The organism is Rhodococcus sp. NPDC060086, from assembly GCF_042730275.1.
GTDB lineage: Bacteria > Actinomycetota > Actinomycetes > Mycobacteriales > Mycobacteriaceae > Rhodococcus.
The window spans coordinates 1-16,760 of record NZ_JBHWWZ010000079.1 but is presented as its reverse complement, the minus strand read 5'-3'; the positions used below and the strand labels follow the sequence as shown (position 1 = coordinate 16,760).

At 66.8% G+C, this 16,760-nt stretch carries 13 protein-coding genes; 7 read left to right on the top strand and 6 right to left on the bottom strand.

Annotated features, from left to right (window positions below):
* Nucleotides 1-275 precede the first annotated feature (275 nt).
* Nucleotides 276-4,250 (top strand): NACHT and WD repeat domain-containing protein, encoded by a 3,975-nt coding sequence (locus ACFWB0_RS24795; RefSeq protein WP_378493051.1) that lies wholly within the window; start codon nt 276-278, stop codon nt 4,248-4,250.
* Here the strand turns inward: ACFWB0_RS24795 and ACFWB0_RS24790 are convergent.
* From ACFWB0_RS24790 to metG, 6 genes are all read right to left on the bottom strand, one after another.
* Nucleotides 4,195-5,472, bottom strand: a complete 1,278-nt coding sequence (locus ACFWB0_RS24790) for an aminodeoxychorismate synthase component I (protein ID WP_378493050.1) — start codon at nt 5,470-5,472, stop codon at nt 4,195-4,197. The two genes, ACFWB0_RS24795 and ACFWB0_RS24790, sit on opposite strands and share 56 nt — an antisense overlap.
* Nucleotides 5,473-5,484: 12 nt before the next feature.
* Nucleotides 5,485-6,384 (bottom strand): RNA polymerase sigma-70 factor, encoded by a 900-nt coding sequence (locus ACFWB0_RS24785; protein WP_378493049.1) that lies wholly within the window; start codon nt 6,382-6,384, stop codon nt 5,485-5,487.
* A complete protein-coding gene (locus ACFWB0_RS24780; protein ID WP_378493048.1) occupies nt 6,381-7,529 on the bottom strand; it encodes an NAD(P)/FAD-dependent oxidoreductase in 1,149 nt (382 codons plus the stop codon). Before ACFWB0_RS24780 ends, ACFWB0_RS24785 begins: the two co-directional genes overlap by 4 nt.
* Nucleotides 7,530-7,647: 118 nt before the next feature.
* Nucleotides 7,648-8,793, bottom strand: a complete 1,146-nt coding sequence (locus ACFWB0_RS24775) for a DUF2786 domain-containing protein (protein ID WP_378493047.1) — start codon at nt 8,791-8,793, stop codon at nt 7,648-7,650.
* Nucleotides 8,794-8,889: 96 nt separating this feature from the next.
* On the bottom strand, nt 8,890-9,531 hold the full coding sequence (locus ACFWB0_RS24770) for a Fic family protein (RefSeq protein ID WP_378493046.1): 642 nt from the start codon (nt 9,529-9,531) through the stop codon (nt 8,890-8,892).
* A gap of 219 nt (nt 9,532-9,750) precedes the next feature.
* Complete coding sequence (gene metG, locus ACFWB0_RS24765; protein WP_378493045.1) at nt 9,751-11,355, bottom strand: methionine--tRNA ligase; 1,605 nt, start codon at nt 11,353-11,355, stop codon at nt 9,751-9,753.
* Between the two features lie 22 nt (nt 11,356-11,377).
* Here metG and ACFWB0_RS24760 point away from each other — a divergent pair, with 22 nt between their 5' ends.
* The 6 genes from ACFWB0_RS24760 to ACFWB0_RS24735 all read left to right on the top strand — a co-directional run bounded on the left by ACFWB0_RS24760 (nt 11,378) and on the right by ACFWB0_RS24735 (nt 16,721).
* Nucleotides 11,378-12,208, top strand: a complete 831-nt coding sequence (locus tag ACFWB0_RS24760) for a TatD family hydrolase (RefSeq protein WP_378493044.1) — start codon at nt 11,378-11,380, stop codon at nt 12,206-12,208.
* 42 nt (nt 12,209-12,250) lie between these two features.
* Complete coding sequence (locus ACFWB0_RS24755; RefSeq protein WP_378493043.1) at nt 12,251-13,309, top strand: maleylacetate reductase; 1,059 nt, start codon at nt 12,251-12,253, stop codon at nt 13,307-13,309.
* Nucleotides 13,310-13,420: 111 nt separating this feature from the next.
* A complete protein-coding gene (locus ACFWB0_RS24750) occupies nt 13,421-13,870 on the top strand; it encodes a DoxX family protein (RefSeq protein WP_378493042.1) in 450 nt (149 codons plus the stop codon).
* Between the two features lie 352 nt (nt 13,871-14,222).
* The gene (locus ACFWB0_RS24745; protein ID WP_378493041.1) at nt 14,223-15,350 is read left to right on the top strand and encodes a transglycosylase family protein; all 1,128 of its coding nucleotides are present in this window, start codon (nt 14,223-14,225) and stop codon (nt 15,348-15,350) included.
* 39 nt (nt 15,351-15,389) lie between these two features.
* Nucleotides 15,390-16,295, top strand: a complete 906-nt coding sequence (rsmA, locus tag ACFWB0_RS24740) for a 16S rRNA (adenine(1518)-N(6)/adenine(1519)-N(6))-dimethyltransferase RsmA (RefSeq protein WP_378493040.1) — start codon at nt 15,390-15,392, stop codon at nt 16,293-16,295.
* Between the two features lie 222 nt (nt 16,296-16,517).
* Nucleotides 16,518-16,721: a cold-shock protein gene (locus tag ACFWB0_RS24735; protein ID WP_054717914.1), complete on the top strand. Its 204-nt coding sequence runs from the start codon at nt 16,518-16,520 to the stop codon at nt 16,719-16,721.
* Nucleotides 16,722-16,760 lie beyond the last annotated feature (39 nt).

The window sequence follows — 16,760 nt, the reverse complement described above, 5'->3', positions numbered from 1 at the left end:
CGATCGATGATCGTCCGGCCGTCGCGTTCCCGAATCAGGACGCCCTCCGCGCCGAAAGGAACTACCCCTCGATCAGTTCCATTCGGTACGGCCCGCGTCCTTCGTGCAAGTTGACCTTGCGTGGTGATGAGTCTTCCGGTGTTGTGCAACGTGCTCCAATCCTGAAACACTGCGGACCGGGTATCATCCCAGCTCGGACATGGTGAGGAATTTTTCCGCAGCGGACTTTCACGGGCGGATTCTCCTGCGGAAGGCGAATCGGAAGGGCGCGGAACGTGAGAGCGGACGGCGGCACGGCGCAGAGCGCAGACCATCGGCGCTTCTTCGCGGACCAGCTCCTCATGCTGTTCGCCGCCGCGGGTCGTCCCGCATTGAAGAAGGTGGTGTCCGGTGCGTCCGCGATCTCCCGCGCGGTGGGAAACGACCGCACCGTGTCGGTGCAGCGCGTCAGCGACTGGCGTAGCGGTAAGCGTGTGCCTGCGAGCTTCGAGTCGGTCCATCCCGTCCTGGTCGTGTTGATCCGCTCCGCCCGAGAACTCACCACGGAACCGCCCGCTCCGGGGCTCTACTCCCTCAAGCAGTGGGAGACGTGGTGGAAGGCCGCGCGTGGCGAGACCGGTGGTGCCCGGTCGACGGACAAACCCCCCGCGGTGGTCGCCGACACGCGTCCTTACAAAGGGCTGTCTGCTTATCGTGCCGACGACGCACGGATGTTCTTCGGCCGGACCAAGAGCATGCGCATGCTCGCCGACACCGTCGTCGCGGCGCACGGTCAAGGGCCGGTGATCGTGACCGGCGCGTCGGGAGTCGGGAAGTCCTCGCTCGTACAGGCGGGGCTGATTCCGCTGATGTGCGGTGGCGGCGACTGCGCTCCCGTGGTGTTCACCCCGGGGCCCGATCCCGTGAGCCGTCTGGTGGAAGTCTTGCCGACTCTCGCCGGACTCGAGGAGCCGTCCGGCGATGAGGTGGCAGACCGGACCGCAGTGCACGAGGCGATCGCCGCCCAAGCCCAGAAGATATCGGTGTCGACCCTGCTGGTCGTGGTCGACCAGTTCGAGGATCTGTTCACCCAATGCGATGATCCCGACCGCCGCACGTATTTCCTGGCACTGCTCGAACACATGTCGACGGCAGACGATACGGATGCGCCCGCACATGTCGTGGCGACGATGCGTTCCGACTTCTATGAGCAGGCGGTGACGTATCCGGCGCTCGCCCGTGCGCTCGAACGCCGTAGTAAGGCCGTTCAGCCACTGGACCGGGACGATCTGGTCGAAGTCATTTCTGCCCCGGCCAAGCTGCTGGGTGTACGACTCGAAGCGGGACTCGTCGACCTGATCCTCCACGACCTGGGCGTGCTGGCACCGGGGGACATCACCGGCACGGAGTTGCCGCTGCTGTCGCATCTGCTCGACACGATGTGGGACAAACGCACCGGTGGTGCGCTCACCGTGGCCGGCTATCGGGAGACAGGAGGCGTGCGCGGCTCCATCGCGGCAGGCGCCGAACGGGCATGGGATAGCCTCGACGAAGGCGACCGTGAGATCGCGCGGACGATGATGGTCCACCTCGTCTACGTGACGAACACCGGCACCGATGTGAAGATGGCCCGCCCGCTCTCGGTGCTCCTGGCGGTGGGAAGTGAAGACCGCGCGGCTGCGACGAGAGTAGTGGACCATTTCGTGTCGGCGCGCGTGCTCGTCGCCCGCGAGGGACACGTCGAGCTCATTCACGATGCAGTGATCGTGGCGTGGCCGCGGCTGAAGTCGTGGATCCAGGAGGACCGGCAGTTCGCGGCCTCCCGGCAGCAGGTCGAGGCCGACGCAGCGAACTGGGTCGAGAGCGACCGCAACAGAGGCATGCTCTATCAGCGTGGCCGTCTGGACCTGCTCGCCGAACAGGGTGCGCGTTTCGGTGGTGGAGATGCCGGGGAACGGTCCATCGCCGCGGTCAGCCCGGCCGCTCTCGAGTTTCTCCGGGCCTCCCGACGTCAGATCGAGTGGCAGCGCAGGCTCCGCGGGAGCGCCCTTGCGGGATTGGTCCTGCTGACGATTGTCGCCCTCGTGATGGGCGGTCTGGCGTGGGTCGGCAAGAACCGGGCCGACGAAGAACGCAAGGCCGCACAGTTCCAGCAGGTGGTGGCGCTGTCGGATTCGACGCGCTCGGGTGATCCGACGATGTCGGCGCACCTCGCGCTGGCCGCAACCTCTCTCGAAGGCGACAGCGAAGTGGCCTACTCGCGACTCCTCGCCACGCAGGGTGTGCCTCTGGCTCGGGTCCTCGTCGGTCATACGGGGCCGGTCTACGGAACCGCGATCTCTCCCGACGGTTCGACGTTGGCCTCGGCCAGTGACGACGGCACCGTGCGCCTCTGGTCGTTGTCCGGGGACATCTCCTCGATCGGCGACCCGCTGGTGTCCTCGTCCAACTACATGGCGTCGGTGTCGTTCAGCCCGGACGGACGCTACCTCGCCGCCGGTGGTGGCGACGGGGGCGTGTGGATCTGGGACATGTCCGACCGCGCCTCGCCGCGGCCTGTGCTCAACCATCGAGTTCTCGGGTCGGGGGCTGTGCACAACGTCCGATACAGCCCGGACGGGCAGATGCTGGCGGTGCCCTACGACGACGGCTCCGTCGTGCTCCTCGACACTTCGTCCTCCGAGACCGGCCGGTTCCCCGACACGCGGATACAGGGACACGAGGGTGGTGTGCGAACGGTCTCGTTCCGCACCGATGGTTCGGTCCTTGCCACCGCCAGTGACGACCGCACGGTGCGCCTGTGGGATGTGTCCGACATCGCGCGGCCGAGCGCGCTCGGGGATCCACTGACCGGGTTCGGTGATGTCGCGCATTCGGTCAGTTTCAACGCGGACGGCACAGTTCTCGCCGCGAGCAGCGACGACGGTGTGCTGTGGTTGTTCGACACGACGGATCCGCGTGCACCCCAGCAGCTCGGCACTCCGGTACGAGCTCACACCGGCGGCGTGTGGACCATCTCTTTCCTTGCCGACGGTCACACCTTGGTGAGTGCGTCGTGGGACGGCACGGTGAAGTTGTGGTCGGTGGATACGGAGTCGCGGCGGATCGACGAGCTCACCCCCGCGCTCACCGGACACGGCGGCGGTGTGCCTGCCTTGGCGGTCACACCTACCGGAGACACGATCATCACCGGGGGGCAGGACGCGAACCTGCGTATCTGGACCATGCCGCACCGCCGCGTGTTCGTCTCTCCGGCCGCGTTGACCTTGCCGGTCACCGACGGGACAGGAAACCTCGTGGCCACCGGAAGTTACGACGCGGTCGTCCGGCTGTGGCATGTCGGTGAGGACGGGTGGTCGCGCGTCGGTCAGGTGGAGCTCACGCGCCCCCTCGGCGGTGGCTACGTGAGTGCACTGTCACCGTCGGGCACGATCCTCGCGGCGGCGGCCACGTCGGGCGGAAGCGTCGAGTTGTGGGATGTCGCGAACCCCGCGTCGCCGCGCCGACTGGGCGAACCTCTTGCGCTGACCACGCGATTCACGTCGGCCCTCACGTTCGGTCCGAAGGGCACCACCCTTGTCACGGGCGATGACGATTACTCGGTGCAGCTGTGGGATCTGTCCGATCCGGCGGCGCCGAGGCCGTGGGGGCCGCCGCTCGTGGGCCCGACCAACCTGGTGCGGCACGCCGAGATCAGCCCCGATGGGCGCAGCCTCGTTCTGACCAGTGCCGACGGCCGGATCTACGCCTGGGACATCACGGACCGTTCTGCTCCCCGTTCCGTGCCGGTCACCCAGGGACACTCCGCGGGCGTCAACGGTGTGTCGTTCGCCCCCGACAGTTCGGTTCTCGTCACCGGTGGCGACGATCATCAGGTCGTCGTGTGGGATCGCGACGAGGCGGGAGGTTTCACCGCTCGCGCCACGAAACTGCGCGGTCACACAGGCACGGTGTATTCGGTGTCGGTCTCGCCCGATGGTTCGCGCGTCGTCAGCGGCAGCGACGACGGCACGGTCCGATTGTGGGATGTGTCGGATCCCGATGCCATGCGTGCGGTGGGAGGGCCGATCACCGATACCGGGGTGGGGCGGTGGCAGGCGATGTTCCACCCGAACGGCACGGTGATCGCCGCCGGCGGTGACGGCGTGTTGCGTACCTGGAGTCTGGACGCCGAGGCGGTCGTCGAGCGGATCTGCTCCTCGACCTCGGGGCAGCTCAGGGAACTCCTGCCGCAGTTCGGGTTGCCACTTCCGCGTGACGAGGCGTGCTGAGCGAGAGGATGCTCGCTGCTTTGTCGAGGCATTCCTGCCATTCGGCGGCTGGGTCGGAGTCGATGGTGATGCCGCCGCCCACCCCGAGGGCGCAGGTTCCGTCGGCACCGAATTCGACGGTGCGGATCGCGACGTTCAGTTCGGTGCCCGCAAGGGGGCTCGCCATACCGACGGTGCCGCAGTAGACGCCGCGCGACGACGGTTCCCACTGCTGAAGCAGTTCACGGGCCCGGATCTTCGGGCACCCCGTGACGGAGGCGGGTGGGAAGGCAGCGTCGAGGAGGTCGCGGGCGGACACTCCGGGGCGGGTGGTGGCGGTGACGGTCGAGACAAGATGCCACACGCCGGGTGCGGGCCGGACGGCGAGGAGTTCGGGCACGGTGACGCTGCCGGGTTCGGCCACTCGGCCCAGATCGTTGCGAACCAGGTCGACGATCATGATGTTCTCGGCGACATCCTTGACCGATGCCCGTAGGTCGCCGGGATCCCGGTGCAGCGGGAGGGTGCCTTTGATGGGGCTCGACGCGAGCCGATGGCCGTGGCGGGAGACGAACAGTTCGGGCGACAGCGACGCCACCGCGCCCCACGGGCCTTCGAGGTACGCGGCGCGGGACGGGCTCGTGCGGGTGATCGCGTCGGCGAAGAAGGACAGGGGATCGCCGGTGTGGGTGCCGGTGAAGCGGGTGCACACGCAGGCTTGGTACACCTCGCCTGCGCGGATGGCATCGAGGCACTGCTCGACGCCGTGCCGGTGGGTATCGCGGTCCGGCAGTGACCAGTCGATGCTCCAGCGTGGTTCGATGGTGGATCCGGCGGGATCGAGCACTGCACCGGCCAGCGTGTCCGGACATGTCCTGTCGGAGAGTGTTTCGTACCACCAGCATCCGTCGTGGTCGAGACGAAGGACCGTGTCGGTCCAGCCGCCTGCCGCGGCGGGTAGCGAGGGGGACTGCGTCGTGGTCGTGTCCGGGTAGGCGAGGTACCCGATCCACCCGCCGCCGATGTGTGGGCCGCCTGCCCGGACCTGTCGATCCGGGCAGGCGAACGCCTCGGTAGCCGCTACCGGAACGGCTTCGAGCGACGGTGCGATCACCGCGGCGGCACCGAACCACGACCCGGTGATCGCCGCGGGCGGAGGTGTACCGATACGTCGGGCGTGCTCGCCGAGAGCATCGAGCACCTGAGCGGGTGTGCCTCCGCATCCGAGTCGTTCCATCCGCATCCGACAAGCCTGTCACGACGGGGACGGTGCCCCGAATCGGGTCAGTTTGTCGGGATTGCGGACCGCGTACACGCCGGTGATCAGGCCGTTGACGATCTCGAAGAGAAATACGAGGTCGACCACGCCGCGCGAGTACACGATCACGCCGGGAGCGGTATTGACGATCGCGGTGTCGATCGTCATCTCCGGCAGTCCCACGCGTGCGAGTCCGGAGAACAGGCGCGCCACCTTCTGCGCGCCGTGGACCGGCACCTTGGCCGCGGTGACCTTGCCGCCGCCGTCGGCGATGTACACGGCGTCGGGTGCGAGCAGCCGGAGCAGTCCGTCGAGATCGCCGGTCATCGCGGCCGCGAAGAACTCGCCGACCACGCGGTCGGTCTCTTCGTTTGCCGGGGTGAACCGCCGTCGACGCTCCTGAACGTGGTCGCGGGCGCGGTGGGCGACTTGCCGCACGGAGGCCTGGGTGCGGTCGACGGCGTCGGCGATGTGCGCGTAGTCGAATCCGAAGACTTCGCGCATCACGAACACCGCCCGTTCGAGCGGACTCAAGGTTTCGAGGACCAGGAGCATCGCCATCGACACCGACTCGGCGAGTTCGACTCTCGCAGACGGATCGGTGCCGCGCTCGTCCGTAGCCGTGAGGAGCGGTTCGGGCAACCACGGTCCGACGTACTCCTCGCGTCGTCGCTGCGCAGAGCGCAGCGAATTGAGGGCCTGGCGCGTCACGACCTGGGCCGCGTATGCGCGCGGATCCTCGACGGTGCCCGGGTCGACCTTCGCGAACCGCAGGTAGCTGTCCTGGAGGACGTCTTCGCTGTCGGCGACACTGCCCGTGATTTCGTAGGCGATCGAGAACAACAGGCCGCGGTGCTCGGTGAACACCTGGGCCTGCTCCGTGTCGTCGTCGTTCATTGCGCGGCGACCAAGTCGGAGGTGGGTCCTTCCATGACGTGCGGGGCGTGGCCTCTGGCTTGGCGTTGCATGGACCGGATGGTGCCACGCAGGATGGCCTCCTTGACGAATGCGGCCGGCCTCCCGCGCAGTGTCATCGCGCGGGGAGCGTCGGCCGCCGTGGTGAACTGCAGTGCGGCCCGACCGCGTCCCAGTGAGATGCACTGCGCGACGAATCCCAGCGACAGGGATGCCGGGTCGCGGCCCTGCAGCACTTCCCACACGGTGCCTGCGCCGTGCACGCCGAGCGGAATCGCTGCTTGGCAGCTCATCCGGATGTAGGGCCGGTCCGCGATGGTGACGGCGTCGCCCACCCCGATCACGTTGCTGCGGTTCGTCGCCCGGAGCGTCGCATCGACGTGCAGGCGACCGGAGTCGTCGACGTCGAGCCCGCTGCGGCGTGCGAGATCGGGTACCGAGAATCCTCCTGCCCACACAGTGAGGTCGGCGAGCGCCTTGGTGCCGTCGTCGAACTGCACACTGTCGTCGGTGATCTCGGTGACGGCCACGCCCGCCAGGATCTCGATGCCGAACCCGGTGAGGGTGCGTCGCAGGTACCGGCGGGTGCGATCGGGGAGACCGGGCCCTGGATCGCCGACGAGCGTGAAGCGGTGGCCCCGGTGCGCGGTGGCGAGTTCGGTGACGGTTTCGATGCCGGTGAACCCGCCGCCGACGACGGTGACCGCGGCACCGTCGGGCAACGCATCGATCGCGGAGTGCAGCGCCGCCGCGGATTCGAGGTCGGACACCGAATGCGCCCGCTCGCCGCCTGGAACATCCACCCGGGCGGGGCCGCTCCCGACCGCGTAGACCGCGGCGTCGCAGGTCAGTGTCGATCCGTCGGCGAGAAGCACGGTACCGTCGTCGATCCGCAGGGCAGTGCCCACACGCAGTTCGGCGCGGGGATGGAGCAGTTCGACGAGGTCGTGTGTCGCCGATCCGGTCGCGGCCGCATGCTGGTGCAGCCGCGTTCGTTCGACGAACATCGATCGCGGATTCACGACGGTCGCCGCGACGTCGGGGTGTTCGGCGAGCAGTCGGTTCGTCGCCATGACGCCGGAGTACCCGGCGCCGATGACCACCACGTGGAATCGGGTGTTGTTCATAGTTCTCGCCCCAATGCAGTCGTGTCGAAATGCAGACGTGTCGGATGTGTCGTCGATGGGACACCGCGCGGACCGAGAATGTGACATCTCCGTCAAAGAAGATCTGGGCGTACGACGCTCAGTGGCCCAACGGCGACTGGCCCGGCGCGAGCGATGCGCTCTCGGCGGCGTCGCGTCCGGCGTGGAAACCGTCGGCGTCGACACCGCGACCACCCGAGGCCCGAGTGGTGGGGAACAGGCGCTGGAACTCGGCGTCGACCGCTTCGGAACGCCGGGTGAGGATGGGCGCGAGATCGGTCATCGGTACCCGCGCGTCGGCGGCGGCCTCGGCGGTGGCGTGGGCCTGCACCTCGCGGAGTCTCTCGCCGATGCGGTTCGCGAAACCGGTGAGGAAGGCGCGACGGAAGGACGTGGCGCCGCCACCGCGTCGCCCCGCGGTTCCGGCAGCGTTCATCGCGCGGGCGCTCTGGACGAGTAGCGACGTGAACAGCATCTCGACCTGCTCGAGATCGACGACGGTGCCGACGATGGTCGCGATCTGTACGCGGGTGAACCACACCGTGCGGACCCGGTTGGCGTCGCCGATGGCGGTGAGCAGCAGTACTTTTTCCTTCGCGTAGGGGCGTTCGAGGTGGAGACGCCGACCTCGGACGGGATCGGTGGCGGACCCCGCGCTGCCGAGCACGGCCGCACCCACCGCGTACCGGGTCATCAGCTCTTGGGCCTTGGCGGTGAATGCCTCCGCCTCGTCGGGAAACTCGGTGGATTCGGCCTTCGAGAGCAACCCGCGGATACGTTCGAGCACGCGCGGATCGGGGGCGGCGGGAATCGTGCCGTCCGGCGCGGTGCGCACCTGAGGCCACTGCGACGGAGGCGCGGTCAGGTGGGTGAAGCGTGGGAGGTATTTCCAGGTGTAGGCGAGGCCGTCGACCTGGAACCGCGACACGTACGGCAGTACGCGGAACAGGCCCGCCTCGAACGAGTGGTCGTGTTCGGTGACGCGGGCGATCGCGGGGTGGCGGTCGCCGATCGTGCGTACCTGGTGCAACCATTCGGTGGGTGCGCGGTGGGCCGCGCGGGTGCGGTGGGCGTCGAACAGCACGGATGCGGCGGCGAGGGGTGCGTCGGTGGGGTCGCCCCAGTGTGCGGCCATGTGGAGTACGTCGGCGGGCTGCCAGCCACGCTCGTAGGCGCCGTTCAGCTCGTCGAGCAGAATCTCGGCGCGCACCTCATCGGTTCGAATGTATGTTCCATTGGTCGGCATGTGAGGAGTGTGGCGCAAGGCACCGACAAGTTCCTGCCGGAGTCTGTCACCTGCCGAAACGACGGAGTCCGGGCCGCCTCACGATGCGGCCCGGACTCAGTGCGGGAGCTCGGTGAGGCCGTGAGTGCGCAGCAGATCCTTCACGGCGTCATGCTCGTCGCGGATGTATGCCTTGGCGAGGAGGTCGTTGAAGGTATCGGACAGCTGGGGATCCTGGTCGTCGACCGGCACAACGAGCATCCGGCCGTGGCCGATGAGCAGACTGTTCGCGACGAACAACGCTGTACGCTTGTTTCCGTCCTCGAACGGTTGAGCTTTGGCGAGTCCCACGAACAGATCCAGCGCGGCCTCGGTGACGTCCTCGCAGGTCAGCGAGCCGATCAGCTGCTGCAGCCCGCTCTCGGTCAACGCGGGCGGCGTGTGTCTGCCGTAGCGAGTATCGACGCCGATCTGCTGGTCCTCGGTGCGTAGTTGCCCGGGATGCAGCGCACCACTGCGAGTGATCTGCGCGTTGATCGCGCGGACATATGAGGCGTCGATCGGTTGATCGTGGCGGTCGATGATGAACTGCGCGACGTCGCGGAGGTCCTCGAGCAGTGCGAGGTCGGCGCGAGAGGAGACGCCGGCCAGGCTGCCTGAGCGCAGGAAGTTCTCGGTGTCGAGGCGACCAGTAGCGAGGCCGTCGAACACCTTTCCCGAGGAGTAGACGGCGCTGGCCAGGTCAGCGATGGTGATCATGGGTACAGCGCTCCTTACCTGTGGTCGGCGGCGTCAACAGCGCTGACCTCGATCATGTCGCCTTCGGTGTCGACCTCGTCAACTGCGTCTTCGTTGTCGATCGGGAGCTCGGCGGTGGCGGTATCGCGCAGTCTCTGACCATCGTCCGGGCCCGCCTGTCGGTGAACGGCTCTCCACTACCCGGACTCCGAAGGCGGTTCTCTACTACACGGTGCCCGACTATTCCTCGTCGACGAAGCGCGGGAACACCGGTGACGGCGCAGGCAGTGCGGTACCCGGCACGACCCGCGTCGCGATGTCGGAGAACTGCCGGGCCTCCGGACCCTGGCCGAGCAGGTCGAGGATCTTGGTGCCCGCGTCCGGCATCACCGGCTGGACCAGGATGCCCACGACGCGCACGACCTCGAGCGTCACGTACAGCACCGTGGCCATCCGCGTCGGATCGGTTTTGCGCAGCACCCACGGCTCCTGCGCCGAGAAGTACCGGTTGGTCTCGCCGAGCACATGCCAGATCGTCTCGAGTCCGAGGTGGATCTGCTGTTCGTCGAACTCGGCGCGGACCTTGTCGAGCAGTGCGTGGGCCTGCGCGAGCATCGCCTCGTCGTCGGCGGTGAACTCACCCGGCGTCGGAACCTGCCCGTCGAGGTTCTTCGCGACCATCGTCAGCGACCGCTGCGCGAGGTTGCCCAGGTCGTTGGCGAGGTCGGCGTTGATGCGGGTGACGATGGCCTCGTGGCTGTAGCTGCCGTCCTGGCCGTACGAGATCTCGCGGAGCAGGAAGAAGCGCAGCGGATCGAGGCCGTACTTGTCGACCATCTCGATCGGGTCGACGACGTTGCCGACCGACTTCGACATCTTCTCGCCCTTGTTGAACAGGAACCCGTGCACGAACACCCGCTTGGGCAGTTCGAGACCGGCCGACATGAGGAACGCCGGCCAGTACACGGTGTGGAAGCGGGTGATGTCCTTGCCGATGATGTGCAGATCGGCCGGCCAGAACCGCTTGTACGACTCGGATTCGGTATCGGGGAAACCGGCGCCGGTGAGATAGTTCGTCAGCGCGTCGACCCACACGTACATCACGTGATCGGGATGGTCGGGGACGGGAACACCCCAGTCGAAGGTGGTGCGGGAGATCGACAGGTCCTTGAGCCCGCCGGAGACGAAGCTGACGATCTCGTTGCGCCGTGTCGCGGGGGCGATGAACTCGGGATGCTCGTCGTACAGCTCCAGGAGCTTGTCCTGGTAGGTGGACAACCGGAAGAAGTACGTCGATTCCTCGGTCCACTCGACCGGTGTGCCCGTGTCGGTGGACAGGCGCGACCCGTCGTCCTGCAGGGTGGTCTCGGCCTCGGTGTAGAACGCCTCGTCGCGCACCGAATACCAGCCCGCGTAGGTGTCGAGGTAGATGTCGCCGTTGTCGACCATGCGCTGCCAGATGGCTTTGCTCGCCTCGAGGTGATCGTCGTCGGTGGTACGGATGAACCGGTCGTACGACACGTTGAGGGCCTTGTCCAAGGCCTCGAACACGTCGGAGTTGCGCGCCGCCAGTTCCGTGACGGAAATGCCCTCCTTGGTCGCCGTCTGCTGCATCTTCAAGCCGTGCTCGTCGGTGCCGGTGAGGAAGCGGACGTCGAAGCCGTCGAGGCGCTTGAATCGCGCGAGGGCGTCGGTGGAGATGTACTCGTACGCGTGCCCGATGTGCGGGACCCCGTTGGGGTACGCAATCGCAGTGGTCACGTAGTACGGCGGGCGGCTGGGATCGGCGAACGGGGGGTGGGTGGGATCGGCGCACGGCGGGTGGGTGGGATCGGCGACAGTCATGATGGCCACTACTTTATAGGGCGTGAGTAAAAGCCGTCCTGCCCCCGAAGCCCCGGAACCGCTGGCACCCCTCGTCGATGCCCATACCCACCTCGATGCGTGCGGCGCAACAGATGCCGCGACCACCGCTGCGATCGTGGACCGGGCCGCTGCGGTGGGTGTCGGTCGCGTGGTCACCGTCGCCGACGACCTCGACGCGGCGCGGTTCGCGGTGCGGGCCGCGCACTGGGATCCACGGGTGTTCGCGGCCGTGGCAATCCATCCGACGCGCGCGAACAGCCTCGACGATGCGACGCGCGCCGAGATCGAGCGACTCGCCGCAGACCCGCGGTGTGTCGCGGTGGGGGAGACCGGCCTCGATCTGTACTGGCCGGGCAAGCTCGACGGCTGCGCCGAACCGGCCGAGCAGGAAGAAGGCTTCCGGTGGCACATCGATCTCGCGAAGCGGCTCGGTAAACCGCTGATGATCCACAACCGGGAGGCCGACGACGACCTGCTGCGGGTGCTGCAGGACGAGGGTGCACCCGAGACGGTGATCTTCCACTGCTTCTCCTCGGGTCCCGAGATGGCGCGGGCCTGCGTCGACGCCGGCTACCACTTGAGTTTCTCGGGCACCGTCAGTTTCAAGAACGCCAAGGCGTTGCGTGAGGCCGCGCCCCTCGTGCCGCGCGAGCTGGTCCTCGTCGAGACCGACGCGCCGTTCCTGACACCGCATCCGTTCCGGGGTGCGCCCAACGAGTCGTACTGTCTGCCCTACACGGTGCGTGCCCTCGCGGAGGTGCGCGGCGACGACGCGCTCGAACTCGCCGCGGCAACCACCACGAATGCCAAACGGGTGTACGGACTTTCGTGAACAGGTCTCACATCGACCACTCGGACGTGAGACCGTGGGCGCATGCACAACTTCGTCTACACGGCACAACCGGCTCGGGTGATCTTCGGTACGGGCACCGCGTCGCAGGTCGGCGACGAGGTACGCCGACTCGGTAGATCGCGCGTGTTGCTGCTCGGTGGCCAACATGTGCGTCCTCAGTCGGATCTCGTCGAACGTGCGCTCGGGTCGTTGCAGGTGGCCCGATTCGACGGTGCGGTGATGCACACGCCCGTCTCGGTGACCGAGCGTGTCCTGAAGTACGTCACCGAACACGAAGCGGACGCGGTCGTCGCGGTCGGCGGCGGATCGACCACGGGTCTGGCGAAGGCGCTGGCCGTCCGGACCGGGATCGACCAGGTGATCCTGCCGACGACGTACGCGGGCTCGGAGGTCACACCCACCCTCGGCGAGACGGCCGACGGAGTGAAGACCACGCGGTCGTCGCCCGACATCCTGCCGGAGACGGTGATCTACGACGTCGAGTTCAGTGCAGGACTGCCCGTCCCGATGGCCGTGACCAGTGCGGTCAATGCGCTGGCGCACGCGGTGGAGGCGTTGTACGCAGAGCACGCCAATCCCATCGTCGACGCCCTCGGGCTGCAGGCGATCGCCTCGATCGGCCGGGGTCTTCCCGCACTCGGAGTGGACGGTGCGGATCTCGAGGGCCGCTCCGATCTGCTGCTCGCGGCGTGGCTGTCGGGGGTGTGCCTCGGGTCGGTGGGGATGGCCCTGCATCACAAGCTGTGTCACGTCCTCGGGGGGTCGTTCGATCTTCCGCACGCCGCCACGCACACCGTGATGCTGCCGCACGTCATGGCCTACAACGCCCCGTCGGTCCCAGGGGTGATGGCCCGGATCGCTGATGCGCTCGAGGTGGACTCGGCGCCCGCCGGTGTATACGACCTCATCGTTTCTGCGGGAGGCCCGAGCGCGCTGGCGGATCTCGGGATGCGTGAGGACGACCTCGACGACGCCGCGCGGCGGGCGACGGAGCGGACGTATCCGAACCCGAGGGAGGTGACCTACGTGGGCGTGCGCAGGTTGCTCGGCGAGGCGTTCTCGGGATCGCGACCCCAGTGACCCTGCCTACATGCGCTCCGGAAGGTTGAACCTACAACCATTGGCTGCTACTTTTGGTTGCGTTGTCAACTAGAAGGGGCCTTTCGGCCTCGCAACCGAAGGGTCATCTCCATGAACAATCCACTCGTTCGCGACATCGGCATCCTGATCGCACGTCTCGGTCTCGGCATCATCTTCCTGACCCACGGTCTGCAGAAGCTCACGGTGTGGGGTCAGTCGGGCACCACCGCCGGCTTCGAGGGCATGGGCGCACCCGCTCCTTCTGTGAGCGCGTTCGTTGCGACCTGGATCGAGACGCTCGGCGGAATCGCGCTGATCCTCGGTGTGCTCACGCCGATCTTCGGTGTCCTGCTGTTCCTCGTCATGACCGGCGCTTTCTTCATCGCCCACGTCGGTAACGGCGTGTATGTGACCGACGGCGGCTTCGAGCTCGTCACCGCACTCGGCCTCGGCGCTCTGCTCCTGGCTGCAGTGGGTGCAGGACGATTCAGCGTCGACCGCCTCCTTGCGCCGAAGCTGTCGTTCCTCGCGCAGAAGGATCCGGCTCTCAGCGCTGCGTAACCGATCTCGGAACGCCGCGTCGAAGGGCGCATCGCGGGTGATCACACGATCGCCGGCGGTGCGCCCTTCGCGTTGTCGGAGCTCGTCCGGGCCGGGTTGCCGACCGAAAAATCGACGGCTGTACAGGTGACGACCGGAAAGTTATTCACTTCGAAGGAAATGTAATCCCGGCCACATTATACGAGAGTCGGGCGCTTGCAGCGGTTTTGTATCAACCCGTTTTGTGATCTGAAATATTGATTTATCACCTAACGGTTACATGGATAGTTCCTGGTAGATGAAGTCTGGTTGCCATATCAATTCACGTTCGTTACCGTGCCGTGATCACAGTCGTCGTCTGTCTGGAATTGTTGTGTCACCCTTCATCAAGATCAATCGAATCAAATCGCCGGTGTTCTTCGCTGTCGTTGCGGCATTGTTCGTGACCCTCGGAGCCGGCGGGATCACCGCACTCGTCCAGCACAAGGACGTCACGCTCGACATCGACGGAGAGCATCGCGCTTTCGGCACGATGAGCTCGAACGTCGGCGACATCCTTGCCGCTGCCGGTTACGAGGTGAAGGAACACGACGTCGTTGCGCCTGCCGTCGATTCCGCGGTGTCCGACGGAGACACCATCGTGCTGCGTCAGGCCCGCGAGGTCGAGCTCACCGTCGATGGTGAGCAGCGCAGCGTGTGGACCACCGCACTCACCGTCGACGAAGCTCTCGCACAGTTCCAGCTGGGTGAGGACGTCTACGTCTCGGCATCGCGTTCACATCGCCTGCCGCTCGACGGCGCCGAGCTCGAGGTCGTCAACCCCAAGACCGTGCACTTCGCCGACAACGGTGCACCCGCTGCACCCGTGCGCGTCGCGGCGCCCACCGTGGACGACTTCCTCGAGGTGCACAACGTCGCCCTCGAACAGGCCGACAGCGTGAATCTGCCCCGCGACGCGAAGCTCGAAGAGGGCATGGAGGTCGTCGTGACCCGCGACCGCGTCGAGAGCCGCACCGAGACGCTTCCCGTCGGCGCACCGGAGAACCGCATCGACGATCCGAACATGAACGAAGGCGAGACCGCGCTCGACCACCCGGGTGCTCCCGGTGAGCGTTCCGTCACCTTCGACGTCCACACCGTCAACGGTGTCGAGGTCGGTCGCACCGAGACCGCGTCGCACATGGTGACCGAGCCGCAGCCCGCGATCGTGCGCGTCGGCACCAAGCCTGCGCCCGCCGTGCCCGCCTCCGGCCGCGGCTCCACCTGGGATGCTCTCGCGCAGTGCGAGGCCACCGGAAACTGGGCCATCAACACGGGCAACGGCTTCTACGGAGGCCTGCAGTTCACGCAGCAGACCTGGGCCGGATTCGGCGGCACCCAGTACGCGCCGCGCGCCGACATGGCCACCCGCGAACAGCAGATCGCGGTCGCCGAGAAGGTTCAGGCCACGCAGGGCTGGGGCGCATGGCCGTCCTGCACCAGCAAGCTCGGCCTGCGTTAGGACGGCATGCCACTCTCTCCGGTGCGCTAGGTTCGCCTCGTGCAAGCAGATGATTCAGACGCCACCCCGGCTTCTCCGCGCGGCCTCGCCGCGTTGCTCGGACCCGCAGAGGTCCGGACTCTCGCGGAGGAGTTCGGGGTGCGTCCGACGAAGCAGCTCGGTCAGAATTTCGTGCATGACGCCAACACGGTGCGACGCATCGTGTCGGCCGCAGGCGTCGGCCCCGAAGACGTGGTGCTCGAGGTCGGGCCCGGGCTCGGGTCGCTGAGCCTGGCCCTGCTCGACGTCGTCGACCGTGTGGTCGCGGTGGAGATCGACCCCAGGCTGGCCGAGCGACTGCCCTCGACGGTTGCTGCGCGTGCCCCGCAGCTCGCCGATCGCCTCGACGTCGTGCCCATGGATGCGATGAAGGTGTCGGTCGCCGATCTTCCGTCACAGCCGACTGCGCTGGTCGCGAATCTTCCCTACAACGTGGCGGTCCCGGTGCTGTTGCACCTGTTCGCCGAGATCCCCTCGCTGCGCACCGCTCTGGTGATGGTGCAACTCGAGGTGGCCGATCGCCTTGCAGCGCAACCGGGTAGCAAGGTCTACGGCGTACCGAGCGTGAAAGCCCGATTCTTCGGTGACGTTCGTCGCGCAGGTTCGGTGGGGCGTTCGGTGTTCTGGCCTGTGCCGCAGGTCGAGTCGGGCCTCGTGCGCATCGACCGCTACGAAAATCCGCCGTGGCCCACCGATCCGGGCCATCGTAAGACTGTGTTCGCGGTGGTGGATGCCGCATTCGCTCAACGTCGTAAGACATTGCGTGCCGCGTTGAGTAGCTGGGCGGGATCGCCCGCAGAAGCCGAACGTCGCTTGGTCGCAGCAGGTATCGAGCCCTCGACGAGGGGGGAGCGGCTCGATGCGGCCACGTTCGTCCGCCTCGCGTCGATCGCAACTGAGGTGTGAGTCACCTTGTGGTGGCATCGAGACTCGATGTGTGCTTAACTAGAACCTGGTCGTTAGGTAGTGTGTTTGTGGTTAACCCTCGCACATTTCTAGTTGCGAGCGGATGCGATACCACTGCGGAATCGTTTCAGCCGTCGAGTGACAGACCCGGAAGTCGATACCGACTTCCGACGAGACAGGACGGCAAACGTGCCTCCTGCCTGCAAGTGAAGGAACAGCAAAATGGCTGAAGGTACTGTGAAGTGGTTCAACGGCGAAAAGGGCTTCGGCTTCATCGCTCCGGCCGACGGTTCGGCTGACGTCTTCGTGCACTTCTCCGAGATCCAGGGCCGCGGCTTCCGCACCCTCGAGGAGAACCAGCGCGTGAGCTTCGAGATCGGCCAGGGCCAGAAGGGCCCGCAGGCCACCGGCGTCAACGTCATCTGACACCGGTATTCTCACCGGCAGGGCCGGCACCCGAATCGC